The organism is Curtobacterium sp. NPDC089689, assembly GCF_044749145.1.
Classification (GTDB): domain Bacteria; phylum Actinomycetota; class Actinomycetes; order Actinomycetales; family Microbacteriaceae; genus Curtobacterium.
Window position 1 is genome coordinate 688,756 of sequence record NZ_JBIVHJ010000003.1, and the last position, 20,099, is coordinate 708,854.

The 20,099-nt window shown below is 73.3% G+C and carries 12 protein-coding genes, 1 tRNA gene and 1 rRNA gene; 4 read left to right on the forward strand and 10 right to left on the reverse strand.

From position 1 onward, the window contains the following. Positions 1 to 84 precede the first annotated feature (84 nt). From ACIPYW_RS14765 to ACIPYW_RS14780, 4 genes are all read left to right on the forward strand, one after another. Positions 85 to 246, forward strand: a complete 162-nt coding sequence (locus ACIPYW_RS14765) for a hypothetical protein (RefSeq protein WP_290131417.1) — start codon at positions 85 to 87, stop codon at positions 244 to 246. Positions 247 to 337: 91 nt separating this feature from the next. Beyond that, positions 338 to 1,282, forward strand: a complete 945-nt coding sequence (locus ACIPYW_RS14770; RefSeq protein ID WP_400414769.1) for a beta-1,6-N-acetylglucosaminyltransferase — start codon at positions 338 to 340, stop codon at positions 1,280 to 1,282. After that, a complete protein-coding gene (locus ACIPYW_RS14775; protein ID WP_400414771.1) occupies positions 1,279 to 2,811 on the forward strand; it encodes a lipopolysaccharide biosynthesis protein in 1,533 nt (510 codons plus the stop codon). Before ACIPYW_RS14770 ends, ACIPYW_RS14775 begins: the two co-directional genes overlap by 4 nt. Further along, positions 2,808 to 3,998: a glycosyltransferase family 4 protein gene (locus tag ACIPYW_RS14780; RefSeq protein WP_400414773.1), complete on the forward strand. Its 1,191-nt coding sequence runs from the start codon at positions 2,808 to 2,810 to the stop codon at positions 3,996 to 3,998. Before ACIPYW_RS14775 ends, ACIPYW_RS14780 begins: the two co-directional genes overlap by 4 nt. 184 nt (positions 3,999 to 4,182) lie before the next feature. Here the strand turns inward: ACIPYW_RS14780 and ACIPYW_RS14785 are convergent, their stop codons facing one another. The 10 genes from ACIPYW_RS14785 to rrf all read right to left on the reverse strand — a co-directional run bounded on the left by ACIPYW_RS14785 (position 4,183) and on the right by rrf (position 19,941). Further along, positions 4,183 to 5,121 (reverse strand): glycoside hydrolase family 16 protein, encoded by a 939-nt coding sequence (locus ACIPYW_RS14785; protein WP_400414776.1) that lies wholly within the window; start codon positions 5,119 to 5,121, stop codon positions 4,183 to 4,185. Beyond that, positions 5,109 to 7,526: a discoidin domain-containing protein gene (locus ACIPYW_RS14790; protein WP_400414778.1), complete on the reverse strand. Its 2,418-nt coding sequence runs from the start codon at positions 7,524 to 7,526 to the stop codon at positions 5,109 to 5,111. The genes ACIPYW_RS14785 and ACIPYW_RS14790 overlap by 13 nt, the downstream gene beginning before the upstream one ends. After that, the gene (locus tag ACIPYW_RS14795) at positions 7,513 to 11,271 is read right to left on the reverse strand and encodes a glycosyltransferase (protein WP_400414781.1); all 3,759 of its coding nucleotides are present in this window, start codon (positions 11,269 to 11,271) and stop codon (positions 7,513 to 7,515) included. The genes ACIPYW_RS14790 and ACIPYW_RS14795 overlap by 14 nt, the downstream gene beginning before the upstream one ends. Further along, entirely contained in the window at positions 11,268 to 12,230 is a 963-nt protein-coding gene (locus ACIPYW_RS14800; protein WP_400414784.1) for a glycosyltransferase family 2 protein, read from the reverse strand. The genes ACIPYW_RS14795 and ACIPYW_RS14800 overlap by 4 nt, the downstream gene beginning before the upstream one ends. Further along, positions 12,227 to 13,132, reverse strand: coding sequence for a glycosyltransferase family 2 protein (locus ACIPYW_RS14805; RefSeq protein WP_400414786.1), 906 nt, complete (start codon positions 13,130 to 13,132; stop codon positions 12,227 to 12,229). Before ACIPYW_RS14805 ends, ACIPYW_RS14800 begins: the two co-directional genes overlap by 4 nt. 330 nt (positions 13,133 to 13,462) lie before the next feature. Beyond that, positions 13,463 to 16,219, reverse strand: a complete 2,757-nt coding sequence (locus tag ACIPYW_RS14810) for an alpha/beta fold hydrolase (protein ID WP_400414789.1) — start codon at positions 16,217 to 16,219, stop codon at positions 13,463 to 13,465. Positions 16,220 to 17,133: 914 nt separating this feature from the next. Beyond that, a tRNA-Gln gene (locus ACIPYW_RS14815) sits at positions 17,134 to 17,208 on the reverse strand. A gap of 45 nt (positions 17,209 to 17,253) precedes the next feature. Next, a complete protein-coding gene (locus ACIPYW_RS14820; RefSeq protein ID WP_400414791.1) occupies positions 17,254 to 18,237 on the reverse strand; it encodes an NAD(P)/FAD-dependent oxidoreductase in 984 nt (327 codons plus the stop codon). Between the two features lie 5 nt (positions 18,238 to 18,242). Then, the gene (gene gltX / locus ACIPYW_RS14825) at positions 18,243 to 19,730 is read right to left on the reverse strand and encodes a glutamate--tRNA ligase (protein ID WP_400414794.1); all 1,488 of its coding nucleotides are present in this window, start codon (positions 19,728 to 19,730) and stop codon (positions 18,243 to 18,245) included. Positions 19,731 to 19,824: 94 nt separating this feature from the next. Beyond that, positions 19,825 to 19,941 (reverse strand): 5S ribosomal RNA (gene rrf / locus ACIPYW_RS14830). Positions 19,942 to 20,099: the final 158 nt, after the last annotated feature.

The following is a 20,099-nucleotide window of genomic DNA, read 5'->3' on the forward strand; positions in this document are numbered from 1 at the left end:
TGCGGTTTGCCGCCACCTGACAGCCCCGCTCCCCTAGGATCGTGGGGATCCCCGGGCGTCTGGTCGGGGGCACGAGGAGGACGCATGCCGCTGGGCCCGACGAACGAGTCCGGGACGCTCCTCGAGGTCGTGCTCGACGACACCGTGACGTGCGTGTGCGGACACCCTCGTGAGGCGCACGAGCACTACCGCCCCGGCACCGACTGCGCGCTCTGCGACTGCCCGAAGTTCCGCAAGAAGCGCTGATCAGGAGCCTGGGTGCGGGAAACCGCTGCTTCCCCGCACCCGGTCCGACCCCGCCTTGTCGGGGTCCTGCGGCCACCGTAGCGTCGCGGTCATGGCCAACTCCCCCGCCGTGGCGTGCGTCGTCCTCGCCCACGAGGACCCGGCGCACGTCCGACGCCTGATCGAGGCGCTCGCACCGTTCCCCGTGTTCCTGCACGTCGACGCGCGCACGCCCGAGTCGGAGTGGACCGCGATGACCACCGACCTGCCCGAACGCGTCCGGCTGCTGCCGCGGATGCGCACCGGGTGGGCGAAGTGGGAGAACGTCGCCGCCGAGGTCGAGGGCTACCGGGCGGCACTCGCCGCCACCGACGCCTCGCACGTCGCGGTCCTGACCGGGAGCGACTACCCGCTCGGGAACCCCGCTGAGCTCACGGCGCTGCTGGAGCAGCACCGTGGCACGTCGTTCCTCGGCGTGCACCCACTGCCGTACGCGGAGTGGGGCCGGGGCGGCGGTCTGCCGCGACTCCGCTACCCGCACTGGGCGTGGCGGAAGCACATGGTGCGCGTGCCCGTCCCGCGCCGACTCCCCCGTGACCTCACGCCGGCCGGTGGCTCGCAGCTCAAGGTCCTCGCCCGCGCGCACGCCGAGGCCGTCGTCCGCGCCGTCGACACCCGCCCCGACCTCGTCCGGTTCTGGCAGCGCGTGTGGATCGCCGACGAGACCTTCGTGCCGTCCGTGCTCTGGACCGAGTCGCTGACGCCGGGCTTCCGTGACGCCCACGTGCCGCACTCGCTGTGGTGGATCGGGTGGGACGGCTCCGCGATGAAGAGCCCGCCGTGGCTGACCCTCGCGGACGCCGGACGGCTGCTCGAGTGGCGCACGCAGCCCTCGGCCGAGGCGCGTCGGGCACCGCAGCTGTTCGCCCGGAAGTTCTCGACGGACCGGAGCTCGGAGCTGCTCGACCTCGTCGACGCGGCGTTCGGGCTGCGTGAAGCGGGCGCGACGGCCCGCCGCGACACGACCGCCGTCGACCGTCGGGCGGTCGTCCGGTGAGCGTGCCGCAGGAGACCCGCACGGACCGGCCGGCGACGCGACGCGAGGCACGGGAAGCACGTGCGGCCGCGTCGTCCGGTCCGTCCGGCACCGCGGAGCCCACCAGCGGAGCCGACACCGGGACGACCCGCACGGTCTCGTCGAAGCTGTTCGGGCGCGGCCTGCTGTACGTCGTCGTCTGGTCGATGCAGCTCGTCGTCTCGTCCCTGATCTCCCCGGTCCTGGCGCACCTCATGCCGCCGGCCGAGTTCGGCGTGCTCGCGTCCGCGATCGCCCTCTACCAGGCGCTCGGCGTCCTCGCGGTCGCCGGCCTCGACCAGGCCGCGGTCCTGCAGCGCGCCGAGGACGGGAACGACCGTCGCGCGCGAGGGCTGCTGAGCGTCGGCATCACGACCGCCGTGCTCGTCACGGTCGTCGCGCTCGCGTCGATCCCGGTCTGGGGCGACGCCGCCGGCTTCGTCGGGCAGCACCCGCTGCTCCTCATCGCCGTGCTCTGGGTCGGACCCGCCGCGGTCGTGCAACTGTCGCTCGCGCTCCTCGTCGCGCAGGACCGCATCCGCGTGTTCGCCGTCACGAGCCTGCTGTCGTCGATCGGCGGCTCGATCATCGGCCTCGGGCTGCTCACCTTCGTGCACGCCGACGCCGTCACCTACGCCTGGGGCGGCGTCGTGGCGCAGGGCATCGCGATGGTGATCGGCGTCGCGGCCACCCGGCCCCGGATCGCCGGTCTGTTCGACCGCGCCACCACCGCCCGCGCCTTCCGCCTCGGCATCCCGATCGCGCTCGGCAACCTGTCGTACTTCGTCCTCAACGCCGGCGACCGCATCGTCGTGCAGCGCATCCTCGGCCCCGAAGAGGTGGCGCGCTACCAGATCGCCTACGTCGTCGGGTCGGCCGTCATCCTCCTGCTGTCGTTCACCAACCAGGCATGGGCCCCGCACTTCGCCGCCCTCCGCGACGCCGTCGCCCGCCGCGAGCTCGCCATGCACGCCCGTGACGAGCTCTACAAGATGCTCGCGCCCGTGCTCCTCGCCGTGACCCTCGTCTCGCCGGTGGCCCTGCCGATCCTGGCGCCCGCCTCGTACCGCGTCCACGAGCTGACCGTCGTCGTCCTCATCGTCGCCGTCACCGCCCTGCCCGTCGTCGCCAGCGGTGCGACCGGCCGACTGCTCGTGATCGAGCGGCGTGGTGTCGCCGTCGGGGTGATCGCCGCGATCGCGGGCGTCGTGAACATCGGCGCGAACCTCCTCCTCGTGCCGTGGCTCGGGCTGTCCGGCGCCGCCGTGGCGACCGTCGTGGCGTACGTCGTGCTCGCCGTCCTGCAGCAGGCGTCCCTCCCCGACCGCCGCGAGTGGAAGGGTCCGGGCTGGCGCGTCACCGTGCCGGTCGCCGCTGCGCTCGCCGTGGCCGTCGCGTCGCTCTTCGTCCCGCAGGACGTCTTCTGGAACTGGTTCCGCTTCGCCGGGGCACTCGCCTGCCTGCCCTGGTTCATCCGTCGTCTCCGAGCTGCCCGAGGAGGGTCCTCATGACCACCGCACGCCCCCTGCGCATCGCCCTCGTCACCTCCGGGCTGGCGATCACCGGTGGGCTCGAGCGGTGCGTCCTCGAGGACACCGAGGAACTCGTCGCGGCCGGCCACGACGTCGTCGTCTGGCACCGGGACGACGAGATGGCCCGCCCCGGCGAGGGCCGCCCGCCCTACGAGCGACTCGGCGTGCGCCTCGTGCACGGGACCGACCCGCGCTTCGGCGTCCGCACGGCGTTCCGCGACGTCCTCCGCTTCGTCCGCGAGGGCCTCCGCATCCGCAGCTGGCGACCCGACGTGATCTGGTTGAACCGGCCCGAGTACCTGCCCTACGGCCGCGTCCTGTCCGCGGTGTCGCGCGTGCCACTCGCGGTCCACCTCCACCACGCCCCGAACTACGGGCGCCTCCGTCCGTTCGCCGGCGGACGGACCCGCTACCTCGCGGTCTCGTCGGCGATGGCCGATGCGTGGGCCGCGGTCGGCGCGCCGCGCGACCGGATCACGATCGTCCCGAACGGCGTCGACACCGCCGAGTTCCCGCCCCCGACGGCCGACGACACGCGCGCTGCCCGCGAGCGGCTCGGCCTGCCGGCCGACGCCCCCGTCGTGCTCTACTACGGTCGCCTCAGCCGAGCCAAGGGCGTCGTGGCCCTCCTGGAGGCATGGAGTCGCGTCCGCACGGCGGCCCACGTCCGCGAGCGGGTCGCCGGCCCGTCCACGGCCGGTTCCGCGCCGACCGCACCGGTCCTCGTCCTCGCGGGCGCGCTCTACCCCGACGAGACGGCACCCGTCCAGCAGGCGGTCGACGCGCTGCCCGACGGCAGCGTCGTGGTGCTCCCCGAGCGCGACGACGTGCTGCCGCTCCTGCACGCGGCGGACCTCGTCGTCGTGCCGTCGATCGAGCCGGAGGGCTTCGGCCGCACGGTCGTCGAGGCGATGTCCGCGGGAACGCCCGTCGTCGCGGCCGCTTCGGGCGGCACAGCCGAGATCCTCTCCGACGAGTGGGCGCGGTACACGGTCGACCCGACCGACCCGGACGCCCTCGCCGGACGGATCGTCGAGGTCCTCGCCGAGGCCGCCGCCGACCCGTCGCTGGGCGCGCGCGGCCGGGCCCACGTGAGCGCCCGCTACGGTCGGACCCCACACGTCGCGGCGCTGCTCGCGGCGCTCGAGGAGCACGCGGGGCGCTGACCGCGCCCCTCGTCCGCCGTCGGCCACTGCCCGAGCCGCCCGTGCCCCGCGTGCCGGACGCTCCGCTCGCGCGGAGCCAGCTCCACGGCGATCGTGCGGCGCGTGGCGGAGGTGATCCGTGCCTCCCGTCCGCCTCACGGCCGGATCCGTCACGGCGAGACGCCGCGTCCGATCGCGTCGCGGGTCAGGACTCCGGGACGTCGACCGTGATCCAGTCGATGAGCAGCGAGCCGTCCGACGCCTTCGGCGGCACCCCACCGAGCGAGCCGGCCTGCACGACGAAGTGCATCGGCATCGTCGGGATGTCCTTGTCCGTCGACGCGATCTGCCGACCGTCGATCGAGAACGTCATCCGCTGCGGCGTCCAGTCGATCGTGTACGTGTGCCAGTCCTTGAGCGAGGCCGCCGTCTCCTGGTGGATGCACTTCTCCGCCGGGTCCACGAGGCAGTGCACGTTCAGCCACGCCGGCGCACCGAGCGCCCCCTCCGGGAAGTCGACCTCGCCGTCGGCCCAGACGTTCCGGTCGCTCCAGAGCAGGACGGCGACGCCGTACCCGTCGACCTCGTCGCTCCGGAGTCGGATGCTGTACCGGCCGGCGGTCTGGCCGCCCCACTTCCCGTCGACCAGCGGCACGATGCCGCCCGCGAGGGGAGTCCCGCCCGCGGTGGTGCGCATCCGCATGTCGAGCACGCCGTCGTGCGCCGTCAGCGCGGATGCCGAGTACCGGCCGGTGCCGGCGGTGTCCGCGAAGCCGTGGTACACGGAGAACCGGTCGGCGTAGGGCTTCTCGAAGCCGCCGGTCGCGGTCGGTTCGGCGAAGTCCTCGGAGAACACGCGCTTCCACCCCGAGGCGGCCGCGGTGGGCATGGTCTCACCGCTCAGGTCGACGGCGCTGCCCGTGGACGACCCGGTCGCAGCCGCCGCGACGATCCCCGCGGTGACGACGAGAGCGCCCACCGTGAGGGCGACGCTGCGGCGACCCGGGCGGCCGGGACGGCGGTGACGGGAGAGCCCGGTGCCGTGTGCGGGCGGTGCGCCGTTCGCCGATGCCGCCGCGGGGTCGACCGTCGACGGCCGGACCGCTCCGGGGTCCGCGGTCGTGGTGCGGATCAGCTCGTCCACGCGCGCACCTCCGCGAGTCCGGCGTTCTGGGTGCCGGAGGAGACGCCCGTGACCGTGAAACGCACCCAGGTGACCGACCGACCGGTGAAGTCGACGTTGAGGGTCGACCCGTCGTTCGGCAGCGATCCCACGCGGACACTCGTCCCGTTCGAGAACGTGAGGGTGCCGCTCGTGATCCGGTCCGTCGTGTTCGGTCGGTCGTGGAGCTCGATCCGTCCGAGCTTCTGCGCCGACGACCAGGTGAGCTGGATCCAGGTGCCGGAGCGGCCGTTCGGGGCGACCCACTCGGCCGACGGGTTGACCGGGTAGCCGGACACGACGCCGTCCACGGCCTTCTGGACGGTCTGCCCGTCGGCGGCGTTCTGCGCGCTCGCCGTCGGGGTGGCCGAGCCCGTGACGTCACCAGGCGTCGGCGTCGGAGTGGGGGTCGGCGTCGGGGTCGGCGTCGGGGTCGGAGTCGGCGTCGGGGTCGGAGTCGGCGTCGGAGTCGGGGTCGGGGTCGGCGTCGGAGTCGGGGTCGGGGTCGGGGTCGTCGAGTCCGACGTCGCGATCGCCCGGATCTCCGCGAGCCCGGCGTTCTGCGTCCCGCTGCTCACCGAGGTCACGGTGAACCGCACCCACGTCACGGACCGGGCGGGGAACACCACCTTCTGCACCGCACCGCCGTTCGGCAACGCCGGAACCGTCACGCTCGACCCGTCCGAGAACGTCAGCGTCCCGCCGGTCACCTGGTCGGTCGTGTTCGGGCGGTCGGCGAGGTCCACCTCGACCAGCTTCCGCGCCGAGGTCCAGGACAGCTGGATCCACGTGCCGGCGCGACCGTTCGGCGCCACCCACTCCGCGGCGGGGTTCGCCGGGTAGCCGGACACGACCCCGTCGACCGCCTTCGCCGCGGTCTGTCCGTCGGCGGGGTTCTCGGCGCTCGCGGTGACGGACGCCGCCGCGGTGACGTCCGACGTCGTGGGCGTGGGGGTCGGCGGCGGGGTCGTCGACGCGGCGGTGAACGCGCGGATCTCCGCCAGGCCGACGTTCTGCGTGCTGCTGCTCACCGAGGTGACGGTGAACCGCACCCACGTCACGGACCGCGACGGGAACGTGACCTGCTGGACCGCGCCGGCGTTCGGCAGCGCGGGGACGGTCACGCTCGACCCGTCCGAGAACGTCAGCGTCCCGCCGGTGACCTGGTCGTCGCCGTTCGGCCGGTCGGCGAGGTCGACGCTCGTGAGCGACTTCGCCGACGCCCACGAGAGCTGCAGCCAGGTGCCGGCGCGCCCGTTCGGGGCGACCCACTCGGCGGACGGGTTCGCCGGGTAGCCGGACACCACGCCGTCGACGGCCTTGGCGGCGGTCTGCCCGTCGGCGGCGTTCTGCGCGCTCGCGGTGACCGTGGCCGAACCGGTGACGTCGGTGCGGTCGCTGCCCGGTGTCGACGGGTTCGTCGGCGCGGTGGGGTCTGCCTGTCCGACGGTGTACTGCCGCTGCAGCCACGCCGACTCGGGCCGTGGCGGCGCGCAGGCCTCCCAGGTGGCGCACGTCTCGCTGTCGTGTGCGGCGTAGGTGAAGAACGCGGACGACTTCGCGGCGACCTGCTGCGACGTCAGGTTCGTCGGGCGCCCTTCGATCGTGTAGCCGAGGTACCCGGTGAACGTGTGTGCGCCGGTGTACCGCTGCTGCGCCTCGTTCGCGAGGTACGCCACGGTGTGGTGGTCGCTGTGGTCCCCGTCGCCGTACCCGCCCGCGTGGTCGAGCGTGCGGACGGCCGTCGGCGCGTACCCGTCGAGGAGTCCGGAGATCGTCGCCCGCAGCTCGGCGAGCGTGTAGGTCGCCGGGTTGGGGGCGTCCGCGACGGTCGCGAGGGTCGAGGCGTAGCCCTGGTAGAGCTGCTGCAGGCCCGTGTAGCCCGTCGCCCAGAAGCCGTTGCCGCCCAGGTTGCCGTCCGGCAGGTCCATGAACACGAGGCTGATCCGCGGGTCCGCGGTGAGGGTCTCGAGCCGGAGCGTCTTGCCGGCGACGGTCAGCGTGGACGTCGTGGTGGCGGGGTCGACACCCGCGATCGCCGCGTACGCCGCGACGAGACCGGTCTGCCGCTCGCGCCAGTACCACGCGGGGTACCCGCCGTCGGCCGCCGTCACGACGACCGTTCGCACGCAGGCGCCCGAGTCGATGCTGGCGCGGAGGTCGGTGCCCTGGAAGAGCAGGTCGTCGTCGGGGTGGGCGACCACGTCGAGCACGCGACCGGCCCGGCAGTCCGCGGTGGACACCGGGTCGGTCGTCACGGCACCGGCCGCGGCACGGGCGCCGAGGACGGTCGTCCCCGTGAGCACGAGTGCCAGGGCGGTGACGGCCGCCGTGACGAGGCGGGCCGTCCGCGGCGATCGTCGGTGCGGTGCCTCACCTCGCGGCATGGCGCATGCCCTCGGTCGTGAGCTCGTAGACCACGGTCGTGCCCTTCGACCAGACGGGCGTCCAGTACGGCGAGTCGGCCATGGCGGCCGCGAGCTTCCGGTAGTCCGCGTCGCTCTGGTAGCCGTACCGCTCGTCGTAGGCGCCGAACGGTGCGGCCACGAGGGCGTAGTACTTCGTCGCCGACCAGGTGCTCACGAGCTTCCGCGTGATGTTCGACACGTCCGCGGTGGCGTCGTAGCCCTCGCTCGCCGGGTACGCCCCGAAGGCCTCGCGGGAGAGCGCTCCGACGTCGAAGTACCGGGCGCCGGTGTTGCTCGGGACGGCGTTCGCCGAGCCGGTGAGCAGCATGATCGAGCCCTTCGGCGCCGTCGCGTCGTAGTACTGCGTGGCCTCCGACTGGCTGCGCGTGGGGACGCGGTTCCAGTCCAGGGCGGTCTGTCCGAACGACCCGACGGCGACCATGCCCGCGATGAGTGCGGTGGCGGCGACGAACCGCACGGCGACCGGGCGTCCGGCCAGGGTGACGAGCCGACCGACGGGGGCGAACCGCCCGCCGGGCACCGGGAGTCCGGCCGCGAGGACGGCGATCCAGGGCGTCGCGAAGAGGACCACGCGGAAGATGCCCTCCTGGCCGTAGTTCGTCGCGACGAGCAGCGAGATCGGGCTCGCGGCAGCGAGCAGCAGCCCCCAGTGCACGCGGTCGCGGCGGAGCAGCACGGTGACGATCGCCGCGAGCCCGAGCACCACGAGGGCGGCGGCGGGCACGTCGAACGCGAGCCGCGTCACGAGCGGCTTCGGCAGCACGGTCATGTCGTGCGACGGCGGCTGCACGTTGGTGAGCACCTGCCCCACGGCGGCGAGCGACAGGAACTTGTCGAGGATGCTGCCGTTGAGCAGGGCGAACACGACGGCCGGCACGAGCACGACGAGCGAGACCCACCACGGACGCAGCATGCGGAAGACGACGAGCACGACGATGGCGGCGACGGTGAGGTACGGGGAGATCTGATGCGTCACGGCGAGCACGACGCTGATCGCACCGATCCCGAGCAGACGCGACAGCCCCACCGGCTGCGGACGCATGATCGTCGTGGGCTCCCCGTCCTCCCCCGTCACGGTGACCCGCCGGAGCACACCGGTGGCGAGCACGAGGATCGCGACCGACAGCAGGATGCCGGTCGACTGCGGCGAGAAGTAGGTCGTGTTGAGCGACCCGGTCATGGCGGTCAGGAACGCTGCGATCCACGGACGCCGTGCGCCCGGCAGCCAGTGCGCGGCGAGCACGCCCACGCCGATGGTCGTGGAGAACGCGAGCAGGACGGGCACCCACGCGGCGATCGTCATCGCGTTCACGATGCCGCCGACGTCGGCGACCCAGGCACCGCCGGCGAACAGGCCGGACCAGGTCTGGAAGATGTCGGCGGCGGGGTCGGTGCGGCCGAACTGCCGGATGTACTCGAGCACCCCGACGTGCCGTGCGGCCGCCATGACGGTGGGCATGCCGTACGTGATCGCCTGGGCGAGCTGGACGACACCGCCGAGCACGACGACGGGCAGGGCGACACCCCGGCCGCGCACGAGGGCGACCACGGCGGCGGCGACGACGATCGCGAGGCCGATCGGCAGTCCGATGCCCAGCGACCCGAAGAGTCCGTCGGGGACCGGGTCGCCGACGTGCGTGATCGCGGTGACCACCACGACGAGGAGGCCGACGAGCGACGCAGACGTGACCGTGCCGGTCGTCGTCCAGGTCCACCGACGCTCCGCCCCGCCCGCGGCGGCGCGCTCGAGGCGCTGCCGGTGCAGGTCACGGAGGTCCCGCGGCACCGCGGCGGCGACCGCGACGGCGACCAGGAGGACCACCGCGGCGAAGGGCACCACGGGCGCCCACAGTCCGGCCGTGGCCATCGTGTAGCCGATCGCGATGGTGCCGACGATCGACGTCGTGACCGCGAACAGCGCGAAGCGTGCGAGGGGCATCGGGCGCAGGAGCAGCATCGGCGCGACACCGACCACGGCGAAGAGGAAGACGCCGATCGCGGAGCCCCGCACCACCGGCAGGTCGAACGCCGCGCCGACCGCGGCGACGAGCAGGGTCACGACGACCAGGCCGGCGGCGGTCAGGCGTGCCGCAGGTCCCATCGCACCGGGCAGCACGGGCGCGGGCGCGACGGTGGCGAGCTCGTGCCGGCCGTGTCGCGTGCGGTCGATCGTGCCGGCTCCGCCGAGACGCTCGGCGAGCGCGAGGAACGGCGCCACGAGGACCGAGCGGCGCTCGACGCGGCGCAGGCGGCGGGACGTGTCGTTCCAGGCCTCCTCGACCCCGGCGAGCGCCGGGCCCGCAGTCGCGGCCGCAGCGCCGTCGGCGGCACCGGATGCACCGGTGGTCCCGGCCACGGCGCCGGCACCAGCAACGCTGGCACCAGCACGCACATCGCCGGCACGGGCACCAGCACGCGCACCACCGGCACGGGCACCAGCACGCGCACCACCGGCACGGGCACGAGCACCAGCGTCCGCATCCGCACCGGACGCAGCCGAAGCGACGGCCGGACGACCCGCCGCACGACGACCGCTCCCACCGCCGAGCTCGGTGACCGCGTCGCCCTGCTCGAGCCCCAGCCGCGCGAACGCGGCGATGGCCTCGGGGACGGAGTCGACGGTCGCTGCGACGGTGTCGCGGTCGAGGGCGTTCTTGGTCATCCAGGCTCCGAGTCCGTGGCCGTGCGCGGCGGCGGTCCGGCGGAGCGACGAGGTGTCGTCCGCGGGCCGCACCCAGGCGATCGCGGCGGGTTCGACGGCGATCGCGGAACCCGCGAACAGCAGTCGGGTGAAGAGGTCGAGGTCGTCGCCGCCGCCGACCCGGGTCCCGGGTCCGAACGCGGTGTCGAACCCCCCGATCGAGAGTGCGGCCCGTCGGCGGACGGCGAGGTTGGCGCCGGTGCCGTAGGCGGCCGCGGCGAAGGGGTGCAGCGGTGTGTCGCCGGGCTCGTCGCCGAGTCGGAACACCCGACGGCGGATCGTGCGGGCAGCGGGCGTGTGCTCGTCGTGCCAGCGCTGCGCGGGCGTCCGGATCTCCGCGGTGGGCACGAGACCGGTGACGCAGGCCACGTCGTCGTCGAGCACGAACGGTGCCGCGATCGCCGCCGCCCAGTCGGGGTCGACGACCGCTCCGGAGCCGAGGAAGGTCACGACGTCGCCGGTGGCGGCGAGGAGTCCCGCGTTCCGCGCGGCGGCGAGCCCGCCGGTCGGGGCGGGCACCGTGGTGACGGTCCGACCGGCGATCTCGGTGCGACCGTCGCCGTCGGCTCCGGCGGAGACCACGACGACGTCGAGGGCGACGCCGCGCTGGGCGAGGACGGAGCGCATGGTCTCCCCCGCGTCCCCGTCCGTGCAGAGCACCACGGTGACGGACGGCAACGCCTGATCAGCGGCCGGTCGTCGTTCCGGGGTGGGCATGTGCCGGACGGCACGCTCGAGGGTGCGGAGCTCGATCGAGGGTCCGATCCGGCGACGGTCGGTCACCTCGGCCTCGACGAACCCGACGGGCTCGCCGCGGTCCCGCACGAGGAGCCGGGCGCGGCCGTAGCCGTCGGCGCCGGCCAGCCCGATCGCGTCGCGGTGTCCGGCGCCGTGGAGCTCGGCCCGGTCGAGTTCGCCGATCCAGACGGCGCCGTCCCAGGTCGGCACGAGCGAGGTGTCGACGACCGGGCGGAGCACCCGGGTGAGGGTCGTCCTGGTCATGGGGTACCGATCGGTTGGCGGACGGCGGGCGTGACGGGAGCGGAGACGACGACGCCTCCGAGGATCCGTCCGACGGCGTACCCGGTGATGGTCGAGACGACGGAGAGCACGATCGCGGCGGCACGGACGCCACCACCCCGTCCGAAGCGGCGCAACTCGCGGGCGACGGCACCGGGGATGACCCGGGTGAGGTAGGTGGACTCGCTCGACAGCGAGTCGCCCGTCCCCACGCGGCGGCTCAGCACGGCCTTCGAGATGCCCTCGTAGTAGCTGCGCCGGCGCAGGTACCGCATCGTGACGCGGTCCGCCGAGACGCGGTGGGACACGTTCGAGCGCGGTTCGTGGCGGATCCGGCTGCCCGGACGGGCCTGTGCGAGCCGGATGCAGAGCTCCGTCTCCTCGCACCCGAGGGGCTGGTTACCGACCCGGCCGATGCCGGAGCGGAAGCCGCCGGCCGCGAGGATCGCCTCGCGGCGGAAGGCCATGCTCGACCCGATCACGTTGCGGACGTCGCCCGCGGTCTCGGGGAGGCCGGTGTAGCTGCAGCCGACGATCCAGAGGAGCTCGTCGGAGTAGGGCCCGGAGCCGGTCGCGTCGGGCCAGGAGGGGGTCGCCCGTCCACCGACCCCGACGACCTCGGGGTCGTCGAGCGCCGCGAGCAGGTGGCCGAGCCAGTCGGCGTCCGCCGTGGCGTCGTCGTCGAGGAACGCGACGACGTCGGCGTCCGTCAGCGCGACGCCGGTGTTCCGGGCACCGGAGAGCCCGCGGTCCTCGGTGTTCTCGACGACGCTGAGCTCCGGCCAGCGGGCCTTGGCCCGTGCGTACAGTTCGGGCTCGTGGTCGATCACGACGACGACCTCGGGCTGCTCGGGCTGGCGCTTCGCCGACTCGACGCTGTCCTGCAGGTCGCCCCACCGCAGCTGCGTGTAGGCGCAGATGACGACGGCGACGCTGCTCACGCGAGGTCCCCGTCGAGCGCGCGGGCGTCCACCACCGCGGCGTCCGCGGTGCGGGCACGAGCGGTCGGCGCGGTGATCTCGCCCGTGGGGGCGTCGATCGGTGACACGGGTGCCGGCATCGTCAGCGTGGAGGCTGCGGCGAGGCGTGCGCGGCTCTTCGCCTGCGACGCCCGGCGACGCTCGTGCATGATCGACTTGAGGACACGGATGCCGTCGGTCACGGCGTTGAGGTTGCTCGCACCGTGCACGCGGAGCTTCTCGTGGCTGCCGACCTCGGCGATGCGCAGCTCCGCCGCGGACCAGCGGCAGGTGAGGACCGTCTCGATCTCGAACCCGTCGCCCCACAGCATCGAGCCGTCGGCCGGCTTCGGGAGCGTCGACGACAGCAGCGCGATCGCGGGGAGCGTGTCGGCCCAGAACGCGTTGTAGCCGTAGCAGAGGTCGCTGTACCGCGTGCCGAGGATGGCGTTGCACACGATGTTGAGGCCGCGGTTGCCGAGGTTGCGGACGATCGTGATGTCGTCGCTGCCACCGCCGAGCGCGTAGCGGGTGCCCTTGGCGACGTCGGCGCCGTCCACGAGGGCCTGCACGAAGCGCGGGATCTCGTCCGGGTCGGCGGAGCAGTCGGCGTCGAACATGACGACGACGTCGCCGGTGACTGCCTCGAAGCCGCACGCGAGCGCGTTGCCCTTGCCCTTGCGGGTCTGGTGGACGACGCGGATGTCCGGCATGAGCCGCTGCGCGGTCGCGATGGTGTCGTCGACCGAGTTGCCGTCCACGAGGATGACCTCGTACACCGGGGGCAGCTTGGGCAGGATGATCTCGAGGTTGCGGGCTTCGTTCCGTGCCGGGATGACGACGGAGACCCGGGGGTCTGCGGGTCGGACGGTGTTGGCGGGCATTGGACGTGCTCCTGTCGGGTTCAGGTTGCCGTGTTCGGTGCTTCGGACGTGGCGCGGACGATCACGGTCCGCAGTCCGGCAGGGGCGCGGGTACGACGCCGCCGGGTGGTCCAGGGGGCGGGTCTTCCCCCTGTGCTCCAACCCTCGCGGCGGCGCGGTGACGGGTCAACGCCCTGCGGGTCCGCTTGCGGACCCCCGGGTGCGGATACGGAAACCCGCAACCGGTGTCAGCCGGCGGCGCAGGCAGCGACGACGGACGGCCTGGAGGCGCGTGCCGGGCTCGACACGCGCCTCCAGGCCGTCATCGGGTCGCCGCTGCGGGCCGCAGGGTCACCTGGCGGCGACGGGTGCCGCGTCGAACGCGGCGCGCAGCGCCGCAGCGAGCTCCGCGACGTGCGGTTCGCGGAGGAGCGACGTGTGCTCGCACGCCATCCGTACCGTTCCGGACGCGCCGACGAGGTAGCGGCTCCAGCCGTCGGCGTCCGGGTTGGCGTCCGCGAGCACGTAGGTGGAGCGGCCACCGAACGGCGTCGGGTGGTGCCGCCGGGTGACGATCTCGGCCTGGTCGAAGAAGGCGTCGAAGTCGTCCTGCCCGCCGAAGCGCAGCACGCCGGCGGTGTAGGCCCGGAACCGCTTCGCCGCGAGGGCGCCGTAGGGCACGCCGGCGGGCATGATGCGCCGCGCGACCCGGTCGACGCCGGAGCGGAACGCTCGGACCGTCGGGTTCCGCGATGGTCGGGGCTCCATCCGGCTGAACAGCAGTCGCGCCTGCTCGCTCTTGGTCCGCGGGAGGTACGTGTCGAGCAGTGCGAGGTGCTCGACGTGCTCGCCGTTCTCCTCGAGCAGACGCGCCACCTCGAGGGCGACGAGGCCGCCGAGCGAGTGCCCGACGAGCAGGTACGGTCCGCGGGGCTGCACGACGCGCATCAGCGCGAGGTAGCGCCGGGCGCTCCGTTCGATGCTCCAGTCGGGCACGCCGCGGCGTTCCAGGCCGTGCTGTTGGAAGGCGTACACGTCGTGGTCGTCGAGGTACCGGGACAGTGGCAGGAACGTCAGGGCGAGGGCGCCGCCGCCCGCGAAGCAGAACACCGGCGGCCGGCCGACCGTGCGGGCCGAGGACACCTTGACGACGTCCGGGTGGCTCGGGAGCGCGCTCGTGCCGCCGCGGACGCGTCGCGCGAACTGGCGCAGCGTCGGGTGTTCGAGCAGTTCCGAGGACCGCAGTGCGACACCGAGCCGCTCCTGCACGACGGCGAGCATCTCCTCCGCCGAGAGCGAGTCGCCGCCGAGCGCGGTGAAGTCCTCGTCGAGCGGCACGCCGGACAACCCGAGCACCTCGGACCAGATCTGCCCGACGACGAGTTCCCACTGGTCGTACGCGGCCTCGGTCATCTCGGCCTCGACGGACGGCGCACCGGGCAGCGCCGAGCGGTCCACCTTGCCGCGCTCGTTCCGCGGCAGTTCCGTCATCGGGACGATCGCCGCGGGCACCATGTACTCGGGCAGGCTGCCGCGGAGCACCTTCCGCAGCGCGGCGGGCGCCGGCGTGCGGTGGCCCGGTCGGGGCACCACGTAGGCGACGAGCCGGGTCGCCGCGGGCGGGGTGACGAGCGCCGTCACGACGACGTCCTGCACCTCGGGGACGGCGCGGAGTGCCGCCTCGACCTCGGACGGCTCGACGAGGTACCCGCGGACCTTCACGGCGTCGTCGGCCCGTCCGGCAAGGACGAGTCGACCGGACTCGTCGACCTTCGCGAGGTCGCCGTGCCGCCAGGTCGGGGTGCCGTCGGTGTCGACGCCGCGGTGCGCCGCGGTCTGCTCCGGCGCACCCCAGTACCCGGTCGTGACCCCGTCCGAGACGACGACGAGCTCACCGGTCTCGCCGGGGGCCGCCTCGGAGCCGTCCTCGCGCACGATGCGGATGGTCTTGCTCTCGATGGGCCACCCCGCGGGGACCACGCCGTCCGGGACCGCGTCGTCCGGGAGCACCGGGCAGAACGCCACGCTTGCGAGTTCGCTCGCCCCGAACCCGTTCACGAGCACGGTGTGCGTGCCGAGGTGCGGCCGGGTCGCGGCGACGTCGGTGCCGGTGATCGGCTCGCCGACCGTGACCACCAGCCGGAGCCCCGTCAGTCCCGCTCGCGGTCCGCGGTCCGAGCCGGCGACGGCGCCCGTGATCGAACGCAGCAGGTGCGGGGTGCAGAGCACGGTCGTCGCGCCGTGCGTCGCGAGGTCGTCGAGCGTGCCCTCCACGCCACGGTCCCGGGGCTCGAGCGCCACCACGGCGCACCCGTTCATCAGCGCGGCCAGGGCGTGCATGAGTCCGGCGGTGAAGGACAGCGGCGCGGCGATCGCGAGCCGGTCCCCCGGGCCGAACCCGAGCGAGAGCGCGTCGGCCTCGGCGTCCCGCACCTGCTGACGGTGGGTGACGACGACGCCCTTCGGCAGGCCAGTCGAGCCGGAGGTGAAGACGATCACGAGCGGGTCGGAGCCTCCCGGCCGCTCGACACCGGCGTCGGGAGCGACCTCGACACCGGCGTCGGTGTCGGTGTCGGCTCTGTGGGCAGCGGCGCGCTCCTGCAACGCGTCGAGGTCGTGCACGAGCCCTGAGACCGCTCCGGCCCCGTCGAGCGCTGCGGCCGCCTGCGCCGCGAACGCCGGAGCGGCCACGACGTCCAGGACGTCGGCGAGCCGCACCACGTGCGCGAGCCTGGCCTCCGGGAGGTGGTCGTCGAGCACCACCACGGTCCGTCCGGCCGCCACGAGGGCGAGCACCGCCACGATCGTGTCCGCGGTCTGCCCGGCCATCACGCCGACCGGACGCGAGGCGCCACCGCGCTCCGCACCGACGCCGACCCCGCCGTGGTCGTCCGGACGCAGCGCTCGGCGCAGCTCGGCGCCGAGCCCACGGACCGCACGGTCGACCGCGGCGAACGTCAGGTCCCCCTCGGGCAGGATCAGCGCCGGGGCGTCGCCGTGGCTGGCCACGACGCGGTCCCACCGGTCGAGGATCGAGTGGTCGGCAGCGGCCGGGACCACGGGCACGTGGCCCCACGGCACACTCCTGGTCGTCACGGTTGCGGGCACGAGGACTCCCCTGTCGTTCTCGGACGTCGCCGCGGACACACGGCGACCCTGTGACGCTAGGGCCAGGACCGGGTGCCGAGGACGGCTCGGCTCCCGCCGTGCGGTTCCCCGCAACCGCCTGGAGGCGCGCTGCGGCCCGGCGGGACCGGGTCACGACCGAGGGTGGTCGCTGTACGCCCGCACAGGTCCGCAGATCGTGGACGCACTCCGCCGCGGTGTGCGTGCAGCGGTCGGAGCCCCGTCACTGCTGCGCGGGCCGCCGTCGTGCCGTTCAGCGCGGATCCTCCGGGAGTTCACCGCCGCGACGGTCTGCGGTTCCCCGCAGGGGGCCCGGTCGTCGTCACCGTCGGCATCCTGCGCGCCGGGAGCCGGGTTCCTGTACCTGGCGGCTCGTGGGTGTGGCGGCCTGCCGGTGCCCGCCGGGGCGCCCGGCCGCCGGTGCATCTGGCCGCCAGTGCATCAGGCCGCCAGCGCCCGCCGAAGCGCCAGTGCCCGCCAGGACGCTGTGCCGCCGGTGCCCGCCGCGCCCGCCAGGACGCCTGGCCGCCAGCGCCCGCCAGGACGCCTAGACGCCGGTGCCCGCCGGGCGCCTGGCCGCCAGTGCCCGCCAGGACGCCCGGCCGCCGGAAGCCGGAAGCCGGGAGGCCGTGCGTGGCGGCTTGTGACTGAGGCCCGGCGCCAGCCGCCAGTGGTCGCCGAGGCGACAGTGGCCGCCGCGGCGCCGGTGGCCGCTCCGGCGCGTGGGCGCGGTGGTCCCCGCTGTCGGTCCCCGCCAGGAGATTCGTCGCCGACTGGACGATCGGGCGTGTCGTCGGCTCCGACCGAATCAGATCGCGCCACGCAGGGCCTGTCGTGTGAACCGCTCGCGGAACGCAACAGGCCCCCGACTTCCGTCGGGGGCCTGTTCACGATGGTGGCTGGGGTACCTGGACTCGAACCAAGAACGACGGTACCAGAAACCGCTGTGTTGCCAATTACACCATACCCCAAGAGGCCTCACGGCCCCGTGTCCCGGTCGCCCGGGGCACGATCAACTACTGTACAGCATCCCGGACGTCCGTGAGACCACCGACGAGGTCCCGGTGCACCGCCGAGGCCGTCCGGGCCCCGTGACCGGCCGCCACGATGAGCTGCTCCGGCCCCGGCGGCGTCACGTCGCCCACGGCGTAGATGCCCGGCACAGCCGTCCGTCCGACGCCGTCGACGACGAGGAGCCCGTCGGCGTCCCGCTCGACCTGGGCGTGCAGCCAGCCGGTGTCGACGTGCCACGTCGGCCGCACGAAACCACCCGTTCGCGGCTCGACGTGCCCGTCCACCAGCCGGACGCCGGTCATGCCGGTCTGATCGCCCTCGAGGTCCGCGACCTCCCGCTCGTCGACCCGCACTCCTGCCGCCGCGAGCCGTCCTCGGCCGGCATCGTCGAGCGTCGGGGCGCCGTTCGTGTACACGATGAGGTCGTCGGACCACGCCGCGAGGAACAGCGCCCGATCGACCACGTCGGGCGTCTCGCACACGAACGCGAGCGGTTCGCCCGCCTTCTCGTACCCGTCGCACTCGACGCAGCTGTGCACGGAGGTGCCGTAGAACGCTCGGAGCATCGGCAGCGCGGGGAACTCCTCCCGGAGCCCCGTCGCGACCACGACCGCACGGGCGGAGGCGGTCACCTCGGTCCCCCGCCACGCCCCGTGCACACGCCACCGAGCACCGTCCGGGGCGACCTCGTCGACGACCGCCTGCACGACGGTCGCCTCCGGGTAGCCTTCCACCTCCGCTCGCCCGAGCTTCCGGAGCTCGAGCGGCGACACCCCGTCGCGCGTGAGGAACCCGTGCGACTGCAGCGTGGCGGCGTTCCGCGGCCGGTTCGCGTCGACCAACAGCACGGTCCGCCGCGCTCGCACCAGGTTGAGTGCGGCGCTGAGGCCCGCCGGACCCGCGCCGATGACGGCGACGTCGACGATCAGCCCTGCGTCGTCCGCCGAAGCGGTGTCCGCCGGAACGCCGGCATCGCTGCGCGCCACGATCGTCAGCGGGCTGCGAGCGCGCGGAGCCGGGTCAGCGTGGAGTCCTTGCCGAGGATCTCCATCGACTCGAAGAGCGGCGGCGAGATCCGACGACCCGACACCGCGACCCGCAGGGGTCCGAACGCCAGCCGCGGCTTCAGCCCGAGCCCGTCGATGAGTGCCGCACGCAGCGCCGCCTCGATCGCGGTGGACTCCCACGACTCGAGCGACTCGAGCGCCTCGATGCTCGTCGTCAGCACCGTCCCGGCGTCGTCCTTCAACGTCGCCGCGGCGTCGTCCTCGACCACGAGGTCCTGGTCGGCGGTGAACAGGAACCCCAGCATCGCCGGTGCTTCGCTCAGCACCTGCATGCGCTCCTGCACGAGCGGCGCCGCTGCGGTCAGCACCGCTGCCTGCTCGGCCGTGGGCGGCGACGCCACGAAGTCCGTCAGGTACGGCAGCAGGCGGTCCCGGAAGTCGTCCGGTGCGAGCAGGCGGATGTGGTCGCCGTTGATCGCCTCGGCCTTCTTCTGATCGAAGCGGGCCGGGTTCGGGTTGACGTCGGCGACGTCGAACGCCGCGACCATCTCGTCGACCGAGAAGACGTCGCGGTCCGGACCGATCGACCACCCGAGCAGCGCGAGGTAGTTCACGAGGCCCTCGGGCACCATGCCGTTCGCACGGTGGTGGAACAGGTTCGACTCCGGGTCACGCTTCGAGAGCTTCTTGTTCCCCTCGCCCATCACGTACGGCAGGTGACCGAACACCGGGATGGACTCGGCCAGCCCGGTCTCGTACAGCGCCTCGTACAGGGCGATCTGCCGCGGCGTCGACGACAGGAGGTCCTCACCGCGGAGCACGTGCGTGATCCCCATCAGGGCGTCGTCCACGGGGTTCGTGAAGGTGTACAGCGGCTTGCCGTTCGGACGCACCACCACGAAGTCCGGGAACGTCCCCTGCTTGAACGTGATCTCCCCGCGCACGAGGTCGTCGAACGAGAGATCCCGATCAGGCACCCGCAGGCGGAGCGCCGGCTGCCGCCCTTCGTCCCGGAACGCCTGGCGCTGCTCGTCGGTGAGGTCACGCTCGTGGTTGTCGTAGCCCTGCTTCGGGTCACGACCGGCCGCCTTGTTCCGGGCTTCCATCTCCTCCGGCGTGACGAACGACTCGTACACGTGCCCGGAGGCCGTGAGCTTCGCGATGACCTCGTCGTAGACGTCCGATCGCTGTGACTGCCGGTAGGGCCCGTGCGGACCGCCGACGTCGACACCCTCGTCCCAGTCCAGCCGCAGCCACCGCAGGGCCTCGAGGATCTGCTCGTAGGACTCCTCGCTGTCCCGCGCGGCGTCGGTGTCCTCGATGCGGAACACGAGCTTGCCGCCCGTGTGGCGTGCGTACGCCCAGTTGAAGAGCGCCGTCCGGATCAGACCCACGTGGGGCGTCCCGGTCGGGCTGGGGCAGAAACGGACACGGACGTCGGAGCCGGTGGCTGTGGTGAATGGTGCAGTCATGACCACATCAGCCTACCGGCGGCGAAGGAACCCGTGAACGCAGAAAACCCCTGACCACGTGGTGGTCAGGGGTTCCCTGGTGTTGCAACGTTGAGTCCGGCGGCGTCCTACTCTCCCACAAGGTCCCCCTTGCAGTACCATCGGCGCTGAGAGGCTTAGCTTCCGGGTTCGGAATGTGACCGGGCGTTTCCCTCTCGCTATGACCACCGGAACACTTTCGACCCAATCAAGGGAAATCTCGAAAGCTGTTCCGCGGGTGCCCGTATCGAGCACAGCGCGGTGTTCAGTTTCTTGTTCCCGATCGTCTGTCGGGAACCACAAAGTGGACGCGAGCCCCACACCCGAAAGTGTGGGAAATAGTTGTGTTGT

Coding starts and splice junctions, on each gene's coding strand:
- ACIPYW_RS14765 (WP_290131417.1), top strand. CDS start 85: ATGCCGCTGGGCCCGACGAACGAGTCCGGGACGCTCCTCGAGGTCGTG.
- ACIPYW_RS14805 (WP_400414786.1), bottom strand. CDS start 13,132: ATGCCCGCCAACACCGTCCGACCCGCAGACCCCCGGGTCTCCGTCGTC.
- gltX (WP_400414794.1), bottom strand. CDS start 19,730: ATGACTGCACCATTCACCACAGCCACCGGCTCCGACGTCCGTGTCCGT.
- ACIPYW_RS14790 (WP_400414778.1), bottom strand. CDS start 7,526: ATGCCGCGAGGTGAGGCACCGCACCGACGATCGCCGCGGACGGCCCGC.
- ACIPYW_RS14770 (WP_400414769.1), top strand. CDS start 338: ATGGCCAACTCCCCCGCCGTGGCGTGCGTCGTCCTCGCCCACGAGGAC.
- ACIPYW_RS14780 (WP_400414773.1), top strand. CDS start 2,808: ATGACCACCGCACGCCCCCTGCGCATCGCCCTCGTCACCTCCGGGCTG.
- ACIPYW_RS14795 (WP_400414781.1), bottom strand. CDS start 11,271: ATGACCAGGACGACCCTCACCCGGGTGCTCCGCCCGGTCGTCGACACC.